Below are 20,709 nucleotides of genomic sequence, written 5' to 3'. Positions count from 1 at the left end.
GTTAAAAAATTAACACTTATTATTAAGAGTTATCCAATTTTCGAGTCGAGGCGCGATAAATTATCTTGACCCTGTCCGGTGGTGTCGATAGACAAACTGCTTACCTCGACTTCCACATTCAGTGAAATCCACAAAGGAATTGTCAAATTTTCCTCACGTCTGTACAGATGCCTTCTACCTTCTGCCTTCGAGTGACGCCCCATCACCCCCAACTCCTTTCCGCCTGAGGGAAGAGAGTAAGAGACGGAGGTCGCCGACTGCGACTCTTTGCTACTCAACACCTGGGTTAGGTTCTAAACCCCAATGGTGTTTCAGAAAATGGCGGTACATCGTTTCCCGCAGCATCATTTGCTCGTAAAGCTTGACCAAAAACTCCTGAGCTTGTTCGCGGCTCATGTCACTTACCTGTGTTTTGAAGGAACACAGGCTAAATTGCTGTTCCAAAGACAATTCTGCTGGTTGGCTCATGACTTTGACTCCTCTGTAAGTAAAGGTGACTTAAAAGTGAACACCTGGATTAACCAGATTTGTAAGTTGTTTCAGCGATCGACAGTTGGTTTCGGGATGCCCGATGGCCCATCTGGCTTTAGTCTATATTACAAAAGGTAACAATTATTTGACAAAATTACCATCTGTCCTAGGAAATAACTTACTTAGCGATAGAGATGGCGAGATGTCTGCAAAAGTTCCTTCCGCAGGCACATACAAGTGTATCTACTTGTCAAGAGAAAAAAGGCTCAGTACGAACCAAAAGAATTGAAGCCCTTTATACCAAATCCGGCGGAGATTCTCTCCGCGAAGGGGAGATGGGGAGAGGGGGAGAGGGGGAGATGAGGAGATGAGGAGAGTGGAAGATGAGGAGAGTGGAAGATGAGGAGAGCGGAAGATGGGGAGAGTGGAAGATGGGGAGAGTGGGAGAATTTCTATTTCTCTGTTCTCCCTTCTTCCTTCTTCCTTCTTCCTTCTTCCTTCTTCCTTCTCCCTTCTTCCTTCTAACTAATTCGAGGACTCGCCCCCCTGCGGTGGAGTGGCGATTCCGGGTCTGATATTGGGAGCAGCGGGTGCAGGCGAAACAGGAGGAATGCCCTGATTTGCCCCAGAGTTGCTAGGCTGCCCAGGAGCCGGGAGAGGGGATTGAAACTGATTCGGATTGAACTGCTGCTGCCCAGGAGCGGGGAGAGGGGATTGAAACTGATTGGGGTTGAACTGTTGCTGCCCCGGAGGCACAGGAGACGGCAGAGGTTGACCGGAATTGCCGATCGCAGGTGCCGCAGGAATGCCAGAATTGGGAACCGAGGGATTGGGCAATGGGGAGGAAGCCGAACTAGGAAGAGTTGCCAGAGCAACTCTATCGCCCCCTACCTCTCTCAATTTGTCTAAAACCTCCACAACTTTGGCATATCTCGCATTTTGAGGAGCGTACAGCACCATCAACCCCGTAGGATTTTGGCTTTGGAAACTCTTTAAAACTCGATCGAGCTGTTGGTAATTAACAGGCAATTGATCGATATAAGTTTGCCCGAAATCGTCAATGCTGACAATCAGCATCTCTCGCATCTGCGTTTGTCCAGTCTTCGCTTTAGGCAAATCGACATTAATTGCTTGCTGGCGAGTCAGTTGCAAAGCCGCCAGGAGAAAAAACGTCAGAATGCAAAAGATCACGTCAATTAAAGGCACCAGTTCAATCCGAGCCTCTTCAGCAGGAGTATCTAGATTAATCTTCATCAGTTCTCAGGAGTTTTAATTATTAGAAGGGGAATCTTCAGCCGGATCGGAACCTTTCAATTTCGGCTCCCGATTCCGTTCTCCCGATTCTTGAGAATTGAGAGAACGCCTGTTCAAACCATCTGCACCAAAAGAAGAATTGCTGTATTCTGCACCGGGTGCTCGACCCTTAGCATTAGCGGCAGGCCAGTATTGCCTGTAAAGCAATTCCAGTTCATTTCCAGCTTTGCGAAATATTTTTGCCTGGTTGAACAAAAAAGCTTGAAATATGCGATAAAACACCAAGGTAAAAATTGCTACTACCATCCCAGTAGCAGTAGTAATCAGCGATTCGCCAATGCCCGATGTCACGCCACTCGTGGCCGCCGTGCCAATGTCGCCCAGACGGATGGAACTGAGCGAGTTAATCAAGCCCAAAACTGTTCCCAGCAAGCCCAGCAAAGGCGCGAGAGCGATCGTAGCTTCTAAGATTTTGTCGCCGCGGCGCATCGAAGCCAACTCTTCATCGGCGGAGGCTTCGAGAGCGAGTCGAAATAAATCTGGTTCGGGATTGTAGAGCCGCAGGGGTGCAGAAAGAAATCGCCCGATCGGCTGTCGGTTAGCTTGTCTGGCCATCTCGTTAGCCACCCCCCAATCGCTGCGAGCCGCTTCAAGAATGCGGTTAACTATCTGCTTTTCTTTGCTCAGGAGGCTCGCCCAAAACCACAAGCGCTCGATAATTGTACTCAAAGATAAAATCGATAACACCAACAGGGGCCACATGGCGGGGCCACCTTTTTCAAACAGTTCTTGAATATTCACAATATTTTTGCTCCTGCAGTACCCACTAACTTTTGCTTCTGTTCTACTTTTTTTAACAAATCTAAGGCCATTTAATTTTAGCTATTAATGTACTCAGGACTTACGCACTCGCGACTAAAGAAAGCCGGTTTTGCGAAGGGGGCGTCCGGGTGCAACGAAGTATTTTCGTTGAGGAAACCCGGTTCCTGGGTAAGTCTTGGTAATGTTTTCTAGTGCTTACGGGTGATGGGCGGCGACTTCCTCACAATTCCTCTAAGTCTTGACACATATCTTGGAGTGACTGGTGTTGAAGGCGGCGGGAAGAGCGGCGATATTTTTTAGTTTGCAGCTTCGGTTCGTAATGCTGCGTACCATCCGACTTGGTTTGCTGTTTCAAACTCGCCTCGGCACTGCTGGAGTTTTGCTCTTGTTGCTGGCGGACGATCGCCTCTTCGAGAAACTGCAAGTAATAATCGTAGCGCTCCCAACCGCCGCGCACGACACAGTTAGGCTCATCTCGGTGCGAACAGTCGCTAAACTGGCAGCTACCCAAAGCCAGCCTCTGGCGGGCTTCTGGGAAATATTCAGCTAACTCGGACGGATCGCATTCGAGAGCCGGCTGATTAAAGCCCGGAGTATCGGCCAAAAGTCCGCCACCGGGGAGTTCAAATAGTTCTACGTGGCGAGTCGTGTGGCGCCCGCGGCCGAGTTTGCCGGAAACAGCGTTCACTCGCAGATTCAGGGCCGGGATCAGTTGGTTGATCAAGCTGGACTTGCCAACCCCTGAAGGGCCACAAATTACCGTTATTTTCCCTTGCAAGTGCTGCAGAAGGAAGTTCGGCAACGGGCCATGTACGGACTTTAACGGATCTAAGTTATCGACCGACTTTAGAAGTAGGGAATTCTCCTCAAAAGTCACGCTAGATCCCTCTATTTTCTCCGCTAAGTCATGGGAAGCTGGTTCTTGGGCAGAAACTTCTTTTTGAGTTTCTTTCGTGGCTTCCTGGACTACTTCGCCGCTGCGGACGCTAATAAACATTGGTTCGTAGCCCCAGCCTGAAAGCCGATCGCGCCACTGTTCCAACTCCTGGGGCGTGACCAAATCGCATTTGTTCAGGCATAAACTCACCTCTAAACCTGTTGATTCTGCCTTGACTAAAAACCGAGTTAATGATGCGGGATCTAAGTCGGGTTCAGCAAGGGCAAAAACGAGGAGAATGCGATCGGCATTAGCTACAGGCGGGCGGTTGAGTTCTGTTTGGCGCGGGAAGACTTCAGAAATTGCACCCCGGCGGTCAGTCCAGTCCGGTTCGTCTACCACCACGCGATCGCCCACCATCACCTGTTGGCCAATTTTTTTCAGTCGAGTGCGACGAGTGCACAGGAGAATCGGAGAATCAGCGAGGGGAGCATTTTGCCCGTCAATGGAGACTTCGGGATCTAACCTCACTTGGTAGAAGTTAGCCTGAACAGCAATTACAGTACCCACGATCGAGGGTGAATTGAGGCTCATCCTGCTTCCTTGTCTTCTGGGCGCTGCACTTTCATTGAAAAAAAGCCCGACTCCGGCTGATCGGCGACAAATTGCGTTTCCAGAATCTGGTACCCTTCCATTTTGAGACTATCGGGCACTTGTTCGATCGGCTCCCCAGCATCCAGCCACACTTCCAACACAGCACCCGGTGCCATTTGCTCCAAGCGCAGTTTAGTGCGGACAAAATTCAGAGGACAGGGTGTACCCCGCAGATCGATTTTGGCATCTGGGGATTTGGGACTTTCAATTTTCGATGTTGAATTCATAATGCTTTTTGCAATCTCCAATCCTGAAAGCCTTAGTTTTTTAAACAAGTTGCCTGGACACTGGAGAATCTAAAATTTTGTGTCCAATTGGACACAGACTATTATTCTTTCTGAAAAAAGTGAGCGCAATTGCGTTCACTTTTTTCAGCGCTGCTGAAACCGAATGCCCAGCAACAGGCCCACCTGCCATTTTTGTGAGCAATTGCACACAATTTTTTGACAGATACTAAAACAAATTGCCGGGGAATCCTCAAACAGGAAATTTTGACACCAATTGGTGTCAAAAATTGCTTATTTCTGAAACAAATTGCCCAGAAACCCTTCTATACCGCCTTTACCGGTACGATCGCCCTTCAGCTTAGCAAGCTGCATCAGCAATTCCCGTTCCTCAGCCGTCACCTTAGTCGGAATGTCAATAGACACCGTAATCAAATGATCGCCCCGACTGACTGGATTTCCCAACCGAGGCACCCCTTTTTTCTCCAAAGTCAAAACAGTATTTGCCTGAGTTCCGCTAGGAATCAACAATTCCGTCGGCCCGTCTACGGTTTCCACTTCCAACCGGCACCCTAAAATTGCTTGCAAATAACTAATCTTAACTTCCGAGCTAACGTTAGTGCCGTCGCGTTTAAATAGCGGGTCTTCATTCACCGCCAAGAACACGTAAAGATCCCCGGGCGGGCCACCCAGTTTGCCGGCATCCCCTTCATTGGAAACGCGCAAGCGAGTACCGTTGTCAACCCCAGCCGGAATTGTGATTTTCAGCTTTTTCATCACTTCTTTCTGTCCCCGGCCGCCACAAGTTTCGCACTTATCCTCAATCACTTGCCCGGTGCCGTTGCAGGTGGGGCAAACAGAAACTTGAGTAAAGCTGCCGAAAGGAGTGCGGGTAGCGCGTCGGACTTGACCGCTGCCGGTACAAGTCGAGCAGGTTTGTGGTCTGGTTCCCGGTTTCGCGCCAGTCCCGGTGCAAGTTTCGCAGGTTTCTAGATGCTTGATGCGGAGTTCTTTTTCCCCACCAAACACTGCTTCCCGAAAATCTAGCCGCAAATCGAGGCGCAAATCGTCTCCCCGCACCGGCCCGCTGCGCCTGCGACCTTGCTGTTGTGGGCCACCAACGCCTCCCTGAAAGCCCTGAAAGAAGCTTTCAAAAATATCGGCAAAGCTGTCACCAAAGTCTTGGAACCCAGGTGCGCCTGCACCGCTGACGCCTGCTTCGCCGAACCGGTCGAAACGGGCGCGGGTTTCTGGTTCTGAGAGTACCTCGTAGGCGCGGTTAATTTCTTTAAACCGCTCCTCGGCACCGGATTCTTTGTTGACATCTGGATGGTACTTGCGAGCTAGGCGGCGGTAAGCACGCTTAATTTCTTCTTTGTCTGCGCTGCGAGAAACGCCTAATATTTCATAGTAATCACCGGCCATAGAGCTGCTTGCCTGGAGGTAAATAACAAAAAGTGTACGAAAAAGAAACACGAAAAAGAAACGGGCGACCTTTCCTGAAATTACAGATTAAAAATCAAAAATTCTTATTGTTAATTTTTAACTTTTAATTTTTAGCTTTTCAGTTTTAAAGGAAAGGATTCATATCATCAACTTCTGGTTCGGGAACCTTCTGTTTTTGTTTTGACTGTGGACTTGACTGTGGATTTGACTGTCGTTTTGACTGTCGCTCCGGCTTTGGTTCCGGCTTTGGTTCCGGCTTTGATTCGAGCTTTGGTTCCGGCTTTGGTTCCGGCTTTGGTTCCGGCTTTGGTTCCGGCGGAGCTTGGGGAGCCACCAGCAGCTCTTCTTTCAGCAAAATGCTGTCGTCGTCCGCTTTAACCTCTTCTGGTTCTGATGATTCTACTTCTGACATCATCTCGCTTTCAACAACAGCTCCTGACGGGGCTACCCCGCTGCGGGCTTGGTCGTAGACTGCTGTCCCCAGCGAGTATAGCAGTTGCTTGAAAGATTCGATTGCGGGGGTGAGTTCCTCGACAGTGATGTCGGGGTTAGTCATCGCTGCCCGCAAGGCTGCTGCGGCTGTTTCCGCTTCGGCCTTGAGCTCGTCACTCAGCAGTTGCGCGTTGGTTTTTAAAGTTACACCACAATTATAGACGAGGGAGTCAGCTTGATTTTTGAGTTCGACGAGTAGAGCACGCTTGATGTCCTCGTCGGCGTAAAGTTCGGCTTCTTGTCGCATCCGCTCGACTTCTGTTTCGCTCAATCCACCTGTATTGGAAATTTGGATGCTTTGTTCTTTTCCGGTTCCCTTGTCTTCAGCAGCCACTTTGAGAATTCCGTTGGCATCGATTTCAAAGGTAACTTCGATTTGAGGGACGCCACGAGGGGCTGGGGGAATGCCTTTGAGCAGGAACTTGCCGAGACTTTTATTGTCTTTAACCAATGCCCGCTCGCCTTGGAGCACGTGAATTTCTACCGAGGTTTGCCCGTCTGCCGCCGTGCTGTACATTTGCGATCGGCTGGTGGGAATAGTTGTATTTCGCTCGATTACTTTGGTGAACACCCCGCCCAAGGTTTCGAGCCCCAGGGAGAGCGGCGTCACATCGAGCAGCAGCAAGTCTTTGACTTCACCGCCCAAAACCCCGGCTTGAATTGCCGCGCCTACCGCTACAGCTTCGTCGGGATTGACCGATTTATCGGGAGAAACGCCCCCAAAATACTTGCTAATTGCCTTTTGAACTGCAGGAACCCGGGTTGATCCTCCCACTAAAATAATCCTGTCTATGTCTTTGGGGGTCAAACTTGCGTCTTTGAGGGCTTGAGTCACCGGATCGATCGTCGCTTGCACCAAATGAGCCACCAGTTTTTCAAACTGAGCTTTGGAGAGTTCCATTTCCAAATGCTTCGGCCCTTTCTCGTCAGAAGAGATGAAGGGTAGATTGATTGAGGTGGATTCCCGATTGGAGAGTTCGATTTTCGCTTTTTCCGCAGCTTCTCTGAGTCGCTGCAAGGCCATTTTGTCTTGTGAGAGGTCACTGCCTTCTTGAGTGCGGAAAGCTTCTACCAGCCACTGTACAATGCAGTCGTCAAAGTCATCTCCTCCGAGATGGTTGTTCCCGGATGTAGCGTTGACTTCAAAAATTCCGTCTCCCAGTTGCAGGATCGAAACGTCGAAAGTACCGCCGCCTAGGTCAAAGACCAAGATTTTCTGTTCTATATTTTGCTTGTCTAGCCCGTAGGAAAGCGCTGCCGCTGTCGGTTCGTTGACTATCCGAAGGACTTCTAGGCCAGCGATCGTACCGGCGTCTTTAGTCGCTTGCCGTTGGGCGTCTGTGAAGTAGGCTGGCACTGTAATCACGGCTTGGGTAACAGGTTGTCCCAAATAAGCTTCAGCATCTTGCTTGAGCTTTTGGAGTACCATTGCCGAGATTTCTTGAGGAGTGTGAACCTTGTTCCGAATTTGGACGTTAACGGTATCGTCTTTGCCTTTTATGCAGGTATAGGGAGTCCGCGCTCGTTCTTCTTCCGTGTCGTCCCACCGCCGTCCGATAAATCGTTTGATACTGTAGACAGTATTTACAGCATTAGTTACAGCTTGCCGCTTGGCCAATTGACCTACTAAGCGATCACCCGCCTTGCCGAATCCTACTATACTCGGAGTTGTGCGACCGCCCTCGGAATTGGCGATCACGACGGGTTTACCGCCTTCTAACACAGCTACGCAACTGTTAGTTGTGCCTAAGTCAATTCCAATAATTTTTCCCATAGCGCCTCATAAAACTTTGTGGGATGTTGGAAACCTCCAACTACAGGTTGGGGGACGAAAAACGACTCAGCTTGTTCAAACAAGCATCACCCGACTAGATTTGTAGGAAATAAACTTGATGTCCTAAAGCAATATCAAAGACGGGTAAAAACATTTTTCAGAATTTTTGGAGAAAGCGCTGACCTGCTTTTAGTCATCTTTAATTAAGAAGTTGGTGAATCTGCCACCTGGGAACCCCCGAATTCTATTCGGGGGTCAGTGACTTTGACGAATGCAGTAGCTTGTATCCCGATTAACCTTCCGAACTATCGGGATTTTCATCTGAGGCTACCACAGATAGCCCAGCCGCTGCAACTTTCACTTTGGCGTGCCGCAAAACGCGATCGCCCAGAATGTAGCCGCGTTCTAGTTCTTGGATAATTGTTCCTTCCTCGTGTTCGTCAGTTGGCTCGCTCAGCAGAGCTTCGTGGAGGTTGGGGTCAAACTGTTCACCTTCGGGGCGCATCGGAGAAACCCCGATTTGCTTGAGGCTATCTACCATTTGCTTGTAAACGCTTTGGTAGCTTTTGTGAATGTTCATTTCGCCGTCGGTTTGCGGCTTGATGTGCGATCGAGCGCGCTCGAAATTGTCAATTACTGGCAACAGGGGTTTGATCGTCAGACACCTTGCCTGTAAATCTAGCTCTTCTTTTTCCTTTTGGGTACGCCTGCGGAAGTTATCAAAATCTGCTGCTAGGCGGAGATTTTGATTTTTCAGTTCTTCTAGTTGAGCGGAGGCGACTTGCAACTGAGTTTTTAAAGCCTCTTTTTCCTCGGTTACCTGGGCCAGTTCCTTCTTCCAAGGCTCCGCCGCGTCTGCAGTCGGACTGTTGGTTGAACTGCCGGTGACGGTAGGCCCCGATGCGTTTGCTGGGGTGCGATCGCCTTGAGCACTTTGATAAGCTCGAGCAAGTTCGAGCTCCCAATCCGCCGATTCGTTCGAGTTTCCTGATACCGCCGGATTTTCGCTTGCCATTGGCGAACCCTCTGGGGTGGTTTCCCCAGTTGAGTTAGGATCTTGATCTTGCTGTTTTTCCTCGTCAATCATAAAAGCTGCGCGACAGAACCCTATCAATTCTAGCAGATACAGTTAACCCGGTAAATCTAGAGGACTCGAATTGACTGTGTATGCCACAATGTGAAAAGAGGAAATCTCGCCCGATCAGGAGACTTTGCTCAAAGCTTTCCATAAAATCTTCAAAGCCCCGTTTAAATATTTACGTATAATATGGCAGTAATGGGGCAAACCCAAGGTTTGTTAGTTACTAAATTTTAATTAACGCGATGCCTTGACAACAATTTTTATAAGTATATTTTGCTGTTAAGTCTACTACCACATTTCCCACTTAGGAGGCTTGATGTTCCAAGGTTTACTTAAAACGATAGTGACTTAAAGTTATCATCGCTCAGGCTGTTTTAGTTGCAAGCTGACGCTGGCATTTTTTACCATTTGCGGAGTTTCCAAAGTCGGGAGAAAGAGGAATTTGTATTGAGTGACTAAGTAGTTATCTGTGTGCTTTTGTAACTCAGATACTAGGTTGTTACTCTTGATGCGAATTGGGGCTGTGTTTTTTCTGATTCAATACCGCCGAATTCGCTGGAAGTCTCGAATTTTTTCCAGCCAAATGAGAGAGATTAGTTGGTTTGGCTGCGATGCTCATCTGTAAATACGATTGATATCTAATGGTCTCTTTCCAACATTTCTGAACGGTCAAGCTTACGTCACAAAGGTTCGGACACCAGGGTAGAATCAAAGTAATATTTACTGACCCAAAACTAGAGTTGCTCAAAATTTGCCCTGGGGGCTCATGCAGCCGACGATCGGGCAGTAACAGGTCGCAGATAATTAATCAAAATATATTTCAAAAGGGCGATCGAGGCTTTCGTAAAAGCTATCATCACAGAACATAGCTCATCTTTAATTTAGTACAGCTAACCGCGCCACCACGGGCGCTGTAATTTGAGCAAACAATTTGGGAAAATAGAATTAGCCTGGGAAGGGGACACACCCCGCCCCGCTTTTCTCTCCCGGTACGGGGAACCCCCAAGTGATGTGCCCTGACGCTATAACGAGAGTATCCCGCCAGTTGATCAGGTAAGTAAGCAACTTAGCACTCAACGAACAAGATTTGATTGCAAGCACAGGCAAATCCTTCCAAGGTCTCGTCAATTGGTGGACGAAGCTTAGAGGGGGCTGCGAGCTTACACTTGAGAGATAGGGATTGAGCAACAACATGATAGCTGATCCATAAGCAAAGAATACGGGGGTTAAAACCCCGCGTTGGTTTTCCTCTCAGCACTATTTGTGACTGAGTTTCCCACCTATTGAGTGTTTTTTATGACTAGCACATCCCCGGTTCGCTCCACATCCTTAGTTTCTGTGAGCCAATTTCCTCCGGCTCTCACCAAGATGATTCTGTCGGGTTACGTCAACGGCGAGCAAGTTAAGCAAGCTCAAATTGAAAGCCAGAAGTCGGGCAAGCGTTTGACGGAGGTATTAGAAGCACTTACGGGGCAGCCGTTACCCCCAGAATTGCTGCGACTTTACAAGAAGCAGCAGATGTTTGAACGGAAGATAGTCTACGGCGTTGAAGCATTTGACCCGGAGATGAGCGAAATGTCTAACGAGCAACTCGGAGTTATGCTCGATGCGTTGAAGATTTCGATCGACATTTGTCACCAAGGTCGGTTTTTACCCGTAGCGAAGACTGAAACTGAGCCGGCGGCGGTTTTAGTGGCAATGGTAGATCCCGACAACCTCAACGCCATAGAAGATTTGCGGCGGATTTTACAGCCTCACGGCTTGGCTTTGCAGCGACGGGTGATTACGCCAGACGACTATCAGGACATAACATCGGCCTATCAAGACGACCAAGTTAAGAGGGAAGCTAAAAAAGCTGAAATCGAAAAGCAGAGAAAGATGGATTTAGGGGAGGGAGATTTTGGCGAGCTCTCGCTAGAAGAGGATACTGCCGATCAAGAAGACCTCGCTAACACATTGGACGATGCTGAGGCGGCTCCCGTAATTAAGGCCGTCAATATCATTTTGGCTAAAGCTTTGTCGGAAAAGGTGTCTGACATCCACGTAGAACCTCAAGAAGAGTTCATGCGGATTCGGATGCGGAAAGACGGGGTGCTGCAAGAGTATTTCCGGTTTCCCAAGCAGGTAGTCGCCTCGATTACCGCTCGTTTCAAGATTATTTCCAACATGGATATTGCCGAACGCCGACAAGCGCAAGACGGCCGCATCCGCCGGGTGTTTGAGGGACGCACGGTGGATTTCCGGGTGAACTGCTTGCCTTCGCGGTACGGCGAAAAAATCGTGCTGCGGATTTTGGACAGTTCCAGCACTCAGTTGGGTTTGGGTTTGTTAATCTCCGACGAAGAAACTCTGGCTTTAGTGCGAGAGAGTGCTAGCCGTCCGTTCGGACTGATTTTGGTGACGGGGCCGACGGGTTCGGGCAAGTCAACTACTCTCTACTCGATTCTGGCGGAACGCAACGATCCGGGGGTTAATATCAGTACGGCGGAAGACCCGATCGAATATGCTTTGCCAGGAATTACGCAATGTCAAGTAATTCGGGAAAAAGACTTGACTTTTTCCAACATTCTGCGGGCATTTTTGCGGCAAGACCCTGACGTGATGCTGGTGGGGGAAACGCGGGACAGGGAAACAGCCAAAACTGCTCTGGAAGCGGCTTTGACGGGACACTTGGTGCTGACGACGCTGCACACGAACGACGCGGCCGGGGCAGTGGCGCGTTTGGCAGAAATGGGCGTAGAACCGTTCATGGTTTCGGCCGCTCTGTTGGGCGTGTTGGCTCAGCGTCTGATGCGGCGCGTTTGCGACAAATGCTGCATTCCTTACCAGCCTACTGCCACAGAACTCGGCAAGTACGGTCTGTCGGCTTCTCAAGAAATTGATCTAACTGTTTACAAAGCCAACACCGTACCGGTGGAGGAAAGGAAGGAACTGGCAGAACGCGAGCAACTTTGTAGGAAGTGTGGCGGCCTAGGTTACAAAGGACGGGTAGGGGTTTACGAGTACCTGAAAAATACTGAGCGGCTTCAAACTCTGATCACTCAAGGAGCTCCCACAGAGCAAATTAAGGAAGCAGCAGTAGAAGAAGGGATGAAAACGTTGTTGGCTTACAGCTTGCAGTTGGTGCGAGAAGGCGCGACTACCTTTGAAGAAGTCGAGCGGGTGACGTTTACAGACTCGGGCCTGGAGGCGGAAATGAAAGCCAAACGGAAGCAGGGACTTACCTGCAAAACTTGTCAGGCGGAATTGAAGCCGGAGATGCTGGATTGTCCGTACTGCTTGACGCCACGCTTTGTGGATTGATTCAGCAGTTAACTGTTGACTGTTAACTGAGCTAGATTGGTCAATAACTATCAATTCGATCAAGGAGAGGTATCTATGGGTCTGATGATTGAAGATGTACTGGAGTCCCTGGTAGAGCAAGGGGGTTCGGACATACACATCCAAGCGGGCGCGCCTATATTCTTCCGAGTCAGCGGTAAACTAACTCCTCAGACGCAATACGGCGACATTCTGTCTGCTGAGGAAGTGCAGATCCTAATTTTCCAAATGCTCAACAATATGCAGCGCAAGCAGTTGGAAATGGAGTGGGAACTCGACTGCGCTTACGGGGTTCGGGGATTGGCTCGGTTCCGCGTCAATGTCTACCGGGAGCGGGGTGCTTGGGCTGCTTGTATGCGGGCTCTGGCTTCTAAGATTCCTAATGCAGATGCTTTAGGCGTGCCGCAGATTTTGCGGGATCTGACGGAAAGACCCAGGGGTATGCTGTTGGTGACGGGACAAACGGGTTCCGGGAAAACTACTACGATGGCGGCGTTGTTGGATCTGGTCAACCGGACGCGGGCGGAACACATTCTAACAGTTGAAGATCCGATCGAATATGTGTTTCCTAATATCAAGAGTTTGTTTCACCAGCGCCAAAAGGGCGAAGATACTAAGAGCTTTGCTAATGCGCTGAAAGCTGCTTTGCGCGAAGATCCTGATGTAATTCTCGTGGGGGAAATGCGGGACTTGGAAACGATCGGTCTGGCAATTTCGGCGGCTGAAACGGGTCACATGGTGATGGGAACGCTGCACACTAATTCGGCGGCTGCAACGATAGATCGGATTTTGGACGTGTTCCCGCCCATTCAACAACCCCAAGTTCGCGCCCAGGTGTCTAACTCTTTGGTGGGAATTTGCAGCCAAAATTTGGTAATCAAAGTTGGGGGCGGCCGCTGCTGCGCTATGGAAATCATGGTAAATACTCCAGCTATGGCTAACTTGATCCGGGAGGGCAAAACTCCCATGATTTACTCCCAAATCCAAATGGGGGCAAAATTGGGTATGAGGACGATGGAAATGGCCCTCGCTGAACTTTACAAGAGCGGTAAAGTCACTTGGGAATCGGCAATGGCCAAGGCTTCTAAGGCTGACGAACTCGAACGCTTGATTGGTCCAGCACCTGTTGGCGCCAAGGTAGGAGCTCATTAATTCAGTCGGCAGTCATTAGTCAGGAGTTAGCAGACTGAATTAATGACTGATGACTGATGAGTCATAAATTTTAATAAATTTTCAGAGGTGAGCTGTGGCTACCAACGTTATCCGCCAAAAACCGAAAGGTGGCTTTGATTTCAGTAAGATTCAGGAGCAAATTGAATATAACCTTACCAGCCTTACTGTTAAGGATATGGCTATTTTTGCTCGTCAGTTTGCGGCTATGTTTAATGCAGGGGTGGCGATCGTTAGATGCCTTTCCGTGCTGCACGAGCAGTGTTCTAATGCTAAGTTGAAGCGAGCGCTCAGGAGCATGAATGCTGACGTGCAGGAAGGGATAAACTTGGCGGAGGCGATGGCTAAGTTTCCTGATGTTTTTGACCAACTGTTTATCAGTATGGTGGCGGCGGGAGAAGTCGGGGGGGTGCTAGATGAAACTCTAGACCGTCTGGCGGTGATGATGGAAAAAAATCACAAGACGGAGGCTGAAATTAATTCGGCCATGTCTTATCCGAAGACTGTGTTCTTTATTGCGATCGTGATTTTTTTCGCAATGACCATATTCTTGCTACCAACTTTCGCTAAGATATTTAAGGATATTGGTGCAGATTTGCCGACTTTTACGCTGATAATGTTGGGAATTAGTGCATTTTGTACGGCTTGGCCTCCGATCCAACAGATAACAGTGATTGGGGTAATTATAGCGCTCAAAATTGCCTTCGATATGTACTACAAAACTCCAATAGGTCACCTACAGATTGATAGGATTGCGATGAAATTGCCTATTTTTGGCGATTTGATAGAAAAATCGGCTGTGGCTCGGTTTTGCGTAATATTTGGGTCGCTGACGCGATCGGGCGTGCCGATTCTCAATTCTTTGGAAATTGTGCGAGATGTGGCGGGGAATCAGGCGATATCTAATGCGATTGAATATGCGAGACAGGAAATTCAAAGCGGTGGCATGATCAGTATTGCTTTGCAAGAACAAGCTGTTTTCCCGTCTTTGGCTATTCAAATGATGGCAATTGGCGAGGAAACTGGGGAACTTGACAAGATGCTGATGAAAGTTGGCGCTTTCTACGAAACGGAAGTGGAAGAAGCAGTAAAAGGACTTACCAGTATGCTAGAACCTCTGATGATTGTTGTCGTCGGTGGTATCGTAGGTTCGATTTTGCTGTCGATGTATCTGCCGATGTTCGCAGTGTTCCAGAAGTTGTAAAAAAGGGCGAATTAGTTATTAGTTATTAGTTAGTAGTAATTAACGTAACGCATAACCAATCACTACTTCAATCGTCCCCAGGCTCTTCTTTGGCAGACTTTTGGAGGAGGCACATCCTCGATTAAAAGGAGAAAACAATTTGGAGGCTCTGCCTCCAAATCTTCCTTACCAGGGTCTTCCCATTGGTGAAAAATTACGAAAATGCCACAAAAGTCAAGTAGGATAGGCAGACAGATTTAACTGCTGCCTAATCCTGGCTTTAGGCTCCAGGGTAAACGCATCTTAATTTGAACCCAAAATATGCTACAGTTAAATCCGAGTAAATTTCAATGTAGTTATTGTAGTTAATGGGTGCTATCAATGGCAAAAGGTTTTACTCTAACTTTAAATCACCAACAAAACAAACAGATTCATTGCCTTCGGTGAATATATTAAATGCCAGTTTTTTAGAAAAATTTTCCAATTTGAAGGCTCCCAGAAGATAAAAAATAAAAAAATATTCAGAGATATTACAGGGGAATCGCATCTTAATTAAGGTATAATGGTGAGGGAAATTTTTCAAACATTTGACAGCATCATTCAAGCGCAGCTCGTAAACTAAGGAATGAAAATTGAGTGTGATGCTGATAGCCAGCTAAGCACGCTCGCTGGGGTTCCACCTAGTTAATTTATCTCCATCAGGTGTTCTTGCCTAGGGCGTGTTTTCAAACTATAACCACAACAGAATGCAGGCGATCGTAATCATGGCTGTATAATTGGCAGGCAGCTTCTCATATCGAATAGCACTCCGACTCCATTGCTTGAGTTGGTTGAGAGTACGTTCAACTATGTTCCGTTGCCGCTAGATTTCACGGCAGCCTTTTTCCATCTGCCTCAGTGAGGGATACCTGCCGGAAGTCCATTCCCAGTTTAACTGCTTGTTGGTCGCCGATACCGTCTCCACCGCAGCCCTGCCAGAGGCAGGTGCATTTTCGGTCATTTGTCAAGTACGATTTATACCAAATTAGATGCGATTACCCTACACTCATAACCAATAAATATGGTTCACTTTAACGTTGCCTTTCAACACTTTAACTCCTTTACCGATATTACCCTATCCCTGGCGAAAACTTTACACGAAATGGGAATTCCTATTTCTGTCGAACCTTCAACAATAGCCTCTCATCTCAGCCGCAATTCGACAGCGGAAGAAAACGACCTGCTAGAGAAGTGGATGAACACCACACCCTCAGATTTATTTCATATCAAATGGTCTCATTACTGGAAACCTTATTTTTTAAAAGAACTCAACGGACATCTCAACTTAGAACTTTTTGCGATTAATTACGAATTCGCCAAAAACACTGATGATTATGATTACTGGATTTACGATGCTGTTAACACTTCATCTCACAAACTAGCCGTCAGCCAATATTCTAAGAACGTTTTAATAAAAGCTGGATGTCCGGCAGCCAACGTATCAGTCATGCCTCTAGGTTTCAATCCTTTAATCTCGCAACTCTATTTGCCCAGACCGCAAAAAACCCAAAAAGATGTAAAGTATATTCTGCACATGACCAATTCTTTTGATTTGTATAGATTTGGCACGGATTTGGCAATTCAAGCTTTTTGTCAAGAGTTTAAAGATGATTCTAACGTAGAGTTAATTATCAAAGATGGTGGCAAAAATCCTGATGTTATAGTTGAACACCTCGTAAATATCGAAAAACAATTCGGCAAGTTCAAGTCAAAAGTTCAAGTAAAGCCTAAATTTTGTACTAAAGCAGAACTAGCTGATTTATACTTGTCAGCCGATGCTTTTTTAGCTCCGTTTCGCGGCGAGGGTTTTGCGATTAAAATTTTGGATGCCTTTGCAGCAGGTTTGCCCGTTGCTATGACTATGTACGGCGGCCCGACTGAGTACGCCAATGCTGATAACTGCTATCCCATTGCTTACGATCTAATTCCCGTGGGAAAGTGTTACGATACTGAGTATCTAAAAATCAGAAATGCTCCTCATTGGGCCGAGCCAAATCTTCAGTCTGTTCGCGAACAGTTGCGAAAAATTGTTGAAGACCCGATGCGTTTTCAGGTAGCTCACAAAGCTAAAGAGACGGCGGATTTATTTAATTGGGAAGCTGCTGCTCAAAAATTGCTAGGATTAATGCGAAAGTTGTTTTAGGAGCAGAAATTATGGGACTCGAACGCAAAATGTTTAGGGGAATGTTTTCACCCGGGGAGGTGGTGCGGTTGAAACAGCCTTGTTTTACTCCCGGGCGATTGTTTGAGCCAGGAAAATATAACGCTGATGAGTTGCCGGATATCGCTTTTGATATGGGTTTGGTAGACCATTTGCCACCAGTCAAAGGCAACAGTTCAGAAAATCTCACTGTTCAGAACCCGCCAGCTAAAAACCTTGAGGACTAAAATCCCGTTTGCAGTAAGGAGTTCCGTCCTAAAAATCCCCGTTTGTAGTAAGGACTTTAGTGCTGAAAATTAAAATAAATAATCAAAGACTCAAGTCCTGACTGCAAAAAAGATAAAGCCAATTTAACCATTTTGCTCTATCTGGGCAATTAACTCTTTCAAAACTTGACTAGCTTTATCGTTCTCAATCTGACAAGTTCCGGCATTCTGGTGTCCACCACCGCCATATCTTAACATTAACTCCCCAATATTAGTTTTAGAAGTTTTGTTAAAGATTGACTTGCCAACTGCGAAAACAGTATTTTGTTGTTTCAGTCCCCAAAGTACGTGAATCGATATATTGCATTCGGGGAACAAAGCATAAATTACAAAACGATTTCCCGCATAAATCACCTCTTCGTTACGCAAATCCAAAACAACTAAATTATTATAAACTTTGGCGCATCGCTGTATTTGCTCTTTAAATTTTTCTTCTTGCTCGAAGTAGAGGTCTACTCTTTCTTTTACATCAGGAAGCTGCAAGATTTCATCGATGGTATGATTTTTGCAGTAATCGATTAACTGCATCATTAACTGATAATTGGAAACCGTAAAATCTTTAAACCTTCCCAAGCCGGTTCGGGCGTCCATTATGAAGTTTAACAGCACCCATTCTTGCGGATGCAGAACCTCTTCTTGGGAAAATTGAGCGGAATCTGATTTGTCAACTGCCGCCATCATCGACTCAGAAATATCAGGAAACTTTGATTGGCCTCCATAATATTTGTACAGTACCCTAGCAGCAGAAGCTGCATAGGGGTCGATGATGTGGTTAATTTTGATTTTCTCGTGTCTAAGAGTTTCGCTGAAATGGTGATCGAAAGCTAGATGAACTCCCTCAACATAGGGTAAATTGGTGCTAATATCGTTATTTGTTATTTCGATTTTCCCATCCTGCATATCTTTAGGATGCACGAATTTAATCTCGTCGATCATATCGAGTTCTTTGAGCAAAACGGCACAGACTAGACCGTCAAAATCGCTGCGGGTGACTAATCTGTATTTTTTAGTGAGTGGCATATGCTTCTGTGATAGGGAGGAACTGATCACCAGCTAATATAACGTATTACCCGATCGCTTTCCAATATGAACGCAGACCCTTACGCTTGGATAGAGAAGGCCCTAGACACAGTTCGCCGTGCCGATTGGTATCGATCGCCACAATCGATCGAAAGTTCCCCTGGGCCGATGGTAAAATTAGCAGGCCGTCGGCTGATTAACTTTGCCAGCAACGATTATCTGGGACTTGCTGCCGATGACAGGTTAATTCAAGCTGCTATGGCTGCAACTAAGGAATTTGGTACGGGTGCGACGGGTTCGAGGTTGGTCAGCGGACACCGCGATTTGCACCGACAGCTAGAACAAGCTATTGCTAATTTAAAACAAACTGAAGATGCTTTAGTATTCAGTTCGGGATATTTGGCGAATCTAGGGGCGATCGCATCCGTTGTCGGCAAGCGCGATTTGATATTATCTGACAAGTACAACCATTCGAGCCTGAAAAACGGAGCCACACTCAGCGGTGCAACTGGCCTAGAGTACAGTCACTGCAATCTTGAGGATTTAACGGTCAAGTTAGAGCAAAATCGCGCAAGATACCGCAAGTGTTTAATTATTACCGATAGCGTCTTTAGCATGGATGGGGACTTGTGTCCGCTGCCACAGTTGTTGGCTGTGGCCGAAACCTTTAACTGCATGGTATTAGTAGATGAAGCTCACGCTACAGGAGTTTTCGGTGCTAGCGGTGCCGGTTGTGCAGAACATTTCGGGTGTACGGGAACACCGCTGATTCAAGTGGGGACACTCAGCAAAGCTTTGGGAAGTTTAGGTGGTTACGTTGCGGGCTCTGCTGCTTTAATTGATTTTCTGCGTAATCGAGCTGCGAGTTGGATTTATACTACAGCATTGACACCTGCTGATGCGGCGGCTGCTTTGGAAGCTGTGAGGATTGTACAGCAAGAACCAGAACGCCGAGTTCGGTTGCGAGAAAATATCGAAACTTTCAAATATTGCGCGATTACCAATCACCAATTACCAATTAGCAATTCCCTCTCCCCCATTTTCAGTCTTCCGTTAAAAGATGCAGCCTCCGCTTTAATAGTCGGCAGCAAACTCAAGGAGATGGGTATTTTTGCTCCGGCGATTCGGCCTCCGACTGTAAGCGTGAGTCGAATTCGGATTTCGCTGATGGCAACTCACGAGCTCGCACACCTTCAGCAGTTGGTAGAGGCGCTGAAGCAAGTTTTGAGTTTGGAGTAAATGTTGGGTACGTACCGCGCACCGCTTGACTAAATGTAAATGTTGGGCATCGGGCATCGGGCATCGGGCATCGGGCATCAGCCTAATGACTACTGACTAATGACTTCTGATTGTCAAGATATCGCTATTGACTTATGACCAATCTTATACAGGAGTTTTGTCGATCGGTCAACAACTGTAAATTTTTTGTAAATTTAGATACTTTTTGGAATTTAGCGCTATATTAGAGAAGTAGCAGGTACACCAAATTTAATATAAGGAACGTCCACCATGAACACAAATCGTCAAAACGTAAAAAAAGTAGCAGAAACCCACCGCGCTAACATTCACAAGCAACTGATGCACCGCATAGAAGTAGCGAGATCCAGTGGCAATCAAGATTTGGTTCGGGTGCTTGAAGAGGAAATGAGACAGCTTTAAAGAAGCTGCAACTAGAATTTGCCCGTAGTTTGGTTTAGAGGGTTGTGCGAGAAATGCAGAATTCCCGCAACCGCTACCTGTTAAGTTTTGACTCTTCTCTTAGTTGGTAGGAAAAATCCCGGTTTCTTCAAGAAACCGGGATTTTTTACTGAGAAGGAAGAAGAAAGAGGGAACACTCCTGCACGCACAAACTCTATCTGTAGGGTGCGTATCGGGGCACAGAAACTCTACCAATAGCGGATTGAACCATTTTTTGCGTAAGTTAAGAAGTCAGAACGAAGAGGGAAGAAGGAAGAATAGGACTTACGCTGCATTCCTTGTATTTTTAACACTATCTATCTATAGTAGTAAATTGCGCCGAGGCGCACCCTACTAATAACTATAGGACTTACGAAACTGGCACATGGTGAGGCGTGTTCACGCCCTCACCCATCACCTAAAGCAGTCCTGGGTACTGACAAATGGACAGTCGCGACTAACAACCAAACTCAATCCAGCACGAATAACGTACACTCATGTGTGTGCTATTCCTTGGAAAATTGAGCAATTTCCTAGGGAAATCAAGCAACTAACGGGAGAGAATATTGCCAGTGCCGTCAAGCTAGAATTCCCAGAAATCATATTGCTTGCCATGAAGTTGCGTGGGGTAGGCGCTCAAAAGTTTAGCCGATAAAACTCGTCAAACAATATATCAAATTAAACACGGCTGCTATCAAATTATTTAAGTGAGCAACTAAAACTTGCCAAGGTTCCGATATTTATTGTCTAATATTTTGGTGCTGGTACACAAAGGTG

19 protein-coding genes are annotated in these 20,709 nt (G+C 47.1%); 8 read left to right on the top strand and 11 right to left on the bottom strand.

Going from position 1 to position 20,709, the window contains the following annotated elements:
- Positions 1–29 precede the first annotated feature (29 nt).
- The 9 genes from QUB37_RS04130 to grpE all read right to left on the bottom strand — a co-directional run bounded on the left by QUB37_RS04130 (position 30) and on the right by grpE (position 9,101).
- Positions 30–281, bottom strand: a complete 252-nt coding sequence (locus QUB37_RS04130) for a hypothetical protein (protein WP_333159375.1) — start codon at positions 279–281, stop codon at positions 30–32.
- Complete coding sequence (locus QUB37_RS04125; RefSeq protein ID WP_006635253.1) at positions 271–468, bottom strand: NblA/ycf18 family protein; 198 nt, start codon at positions 466–468, stop codon at positions 271–273. The genes QUB37_RS04130 and QUB37_RS04125 overlap by 11 nt, the downstream gene beginning before the upstream one ends.
- Before the next feature lie 528 nt (positions 469–996).
- Positions 997–1,725 (bottom strand): biopolymer transporter ExbD, encoded by a 729-nt coding sequence (locus QUB37_RS04120; RefSeq protein WP_333159373.1) that lies wholly within the window; start codon positions 1,723–1,725, stop codon positions 997–999.
- A gap of 15 nt (positions 1,726–1,740) precedes the next feature.
- Positions 1,741–2,526 carry a MotA/TolQ/ExbB proton channel family protein gene (locus QUB37_RS04115; RefSeq protein WP_333159371.1) on the bottom strand — a complete coding sequence of 262 codons (786 nt, stop codon included), beginning with the start codon at positions 2,524–2,526 and terminating at the stop codon, positions 1,741–1,743.
- Between the two features lie 241 nt (positions 2,527–2,767).
- Complete coding sequence (rsgA, locus tag QUB37_RS04110; RefSeq protein ID WP_333159369.1) at positions 2,768–4,018, bottom strand: ribosome small subunit-dependent GTPase A; 1,251 nt, start codon at positions 4,016–4,018, stop codon at positions 2,768–2,770.
- Complete coding sequence (locus tag QUB37_RS04105) at positions 4,015–4,305, bottom strand: sulfurtransferase TusA family protein (RefSeq protein WP_333159366.1); 291 nt, start codon at positions 4,303–4,305, stop codon at positions 4,015–4,017. Before QUB37_RS04105 ends, rsgA begins: the two co-directional genes overlap by 4 nt.
- Positions 4,306–4,596: 291 nt before the next feature.
- Positions 4,597–5,727, bottom strand: coding sequence for a molecular chaperone DnaJ (gene dnaJ, locus QUB37_RS04100; RefSeq protein WP_333159363.1), 1,131 nt, complete (start codon positions 5,725–5,727; stop codon positions 4,597–4,599).
- Between the two features lie 145 nt (positions 5,728–5,872).
- Positions 5,873–8,014 carry a molecular chaperone DnaK gene (gene dnaK / locus QUB37_RS04095; RefSeq protein WP_333159361.1) on the bottom strand — a complete coding sequence of 714 codons (2,142 nt, stop codon included), beginning with the start codon at positions 8,012–8,014 and terminating at the stop codon, positions 5,873–5,875.
- A 292-nt stretch (positions 8,015–8,306) separates the two neighbouring features.
- A complete protein-coding gene (grpE, locus tag QUB37_RS04090; RefSeq protein ID WP_333159359.1) occupies positions 8,307–9,101 on the bottom strand; it encodes a nucleotide exchange factor GrpE in 795 nt (264 codons plus the stop codon).
- A 1,290-nt stretch (positions 9,102–10,391) separates the two neighbouring features.
- On the opposite strand from grpE, the gene QUB37_RS04085 reads away from it, so the two are divergent.
- The 3 genes from QUB37_RS04085 (at position 10,392) to QUB37_RS04075 (ending at position 14,790) form a co-directional block, all read left to right on the top strand.
- Positions 10,392–12,398 (top strand): GspE/PulE family protein, encoded by a 2,007-nt coding sequence (locus tag QUB37_RS04085; RefSeq protein ID WP_333159357.1) that lies wholly within the window; start codon positions 10,392–10,394, stop codon positions 12,396–12,398.
- A gap of 75 nt (positions 12,399–12,473) precedes the next feature.
- Positions 12,474–13,568, top strand: a complete 1,095-nt coding sequence (locus QUB37_RS04080) for a type IV pilus twitching motility protein PilT (RefSeq protein WP_190660384.1) — start codon at positions 12,474–12,476, stop codon at positions 13,566–13,568.
- Between the two features lie 94 nt (positions 13,569–13,662).
- On the top strand, positions 13,663–14,790 hold the full coding sequence (locus QUB37_RS04075; RefSeq protein ID WP_333159354.1) for a type II secretion system F family protein: 1,128 nt from the start codon (positions 13,663–13,665) through the stop codon (positions 14,788–14,790).
- Between the two features lie 709 nt (positions 14,791–15,499).
- Here the strand turns inward: QUB37_RS04075 and QUB37_RS29770 are convergent.
- Entirely contained in the window at positions 15,500–15,619 is a 120-nt protein-coding gene (locus tag QUB37_RS29770) for a hypothetical protein (protein ID WP_445251274.1), read from the bottom strand.
- A 210-nt stretch (positions 15,620–15,829) separates the two neighbouring features.
- Here QUB37_RS29770 and QUB37_RS04070 point away from each other — a divergent pair, with 210 nt between their 5' ends.
- On the top strand, positions 15,830–16,951 hold the full coding sequence (locus tag QUB37_RS04070; protein WP_333159352.1) for a glycosyltransferase family 4 protein: 1,122 nt from the start codon (positions 15,830–15,832) through the stop codon (positions 16,949–16,951).
- 11 nt (positions 16,952–16,962) lie between these two features.
- The gene (locus QUB37_RS04065; RefSeq protein ID WP_333159350.1) at positions 16,963–17,196 is read left to right on the top strand and encodes a hypothetical protein; all 234 of its coding nucleotides are present in this window, start codon (positions 16,963–16,965) and stop codon (positions 17,194–17,196) included.
- Between the two features lie 123 nt (positions 17,197–17,319).
- Here the strand turns inward: QUB37_RS04065 and QUB37_RS04060 are convergent, their stop codons facing one another.
- Positions 17,320–18,255: an exopolyphosphatase gene (locus QUB37_RS04060; protein ID WP_333159348.1), complete on the bottom strand. Its 936-nt coding sequence runs from the start codon at positions 18,253–18,255 to the stop codon at positions 17,320–17,322.
- A gap of 66 nt (positions 18,256–18,321) precedes the next feature.
- On the opposite strand from QUB37_RS04060, the gene bioF reads away from it, so the two are divergent.
- The 3 genes from bioF (at position 18,322) to QUB37_RS29765 (ending at position 20,587) form a co-directional block, all read left to right on the top strand.
- Positions 18,322–19,494, top strand: a complete 1,173-nt coding sequence (bioF, locus tag QUB37_RS04055) for an 8-amino-7-oxononanoate synthase (RefSeq protein WP_333159346.1) — start codon at positions 18,322–18,324, stop codon at positions 19,492–19,494.
- A 270-nt stretch (positions 19,495–19,764) separates the two neighbouring features.
- A complete protein-coding gene (pirA, locus tag QUB37_RS04050) occupies positions 19,765–19,914 on the top strand; it encodes an arginine synthesis PII-interacting regulator PirA (protein ID WP_172185012.1) in 150 nt (49 codons plus the stop codon).
- A gap of 403 nt (positions 19,915–20,317) precedes the next feature.
- On the top strand, positions 20,318–20,587 hold the full coding sequence (locus tag QUB37_RS29765; protein ID WP_445251284.1) for a hypothetical protein: 270 nt from the start codon (positions 20,318–20,320) through the stop codon (positions 20,585–20,587).
- The last annotated feature ends 122 nt before the right edge of the window (positions 20,588–20,709 follow it).

This window comes from Microcoleus sp. AT3-A2 (assembly GCF_036705685.1).
Classification (GTDB): domain Bacteria; phylum Cyanobacteriota; class Cyanobacteriia; order Cyanobacteriales; family Microcoleaceae; genus Microcoleus.
Note: the sequence above shows the minus strand (reverse complement) of the source record. Positions and strands in the feature narration are given on the sequence as shown.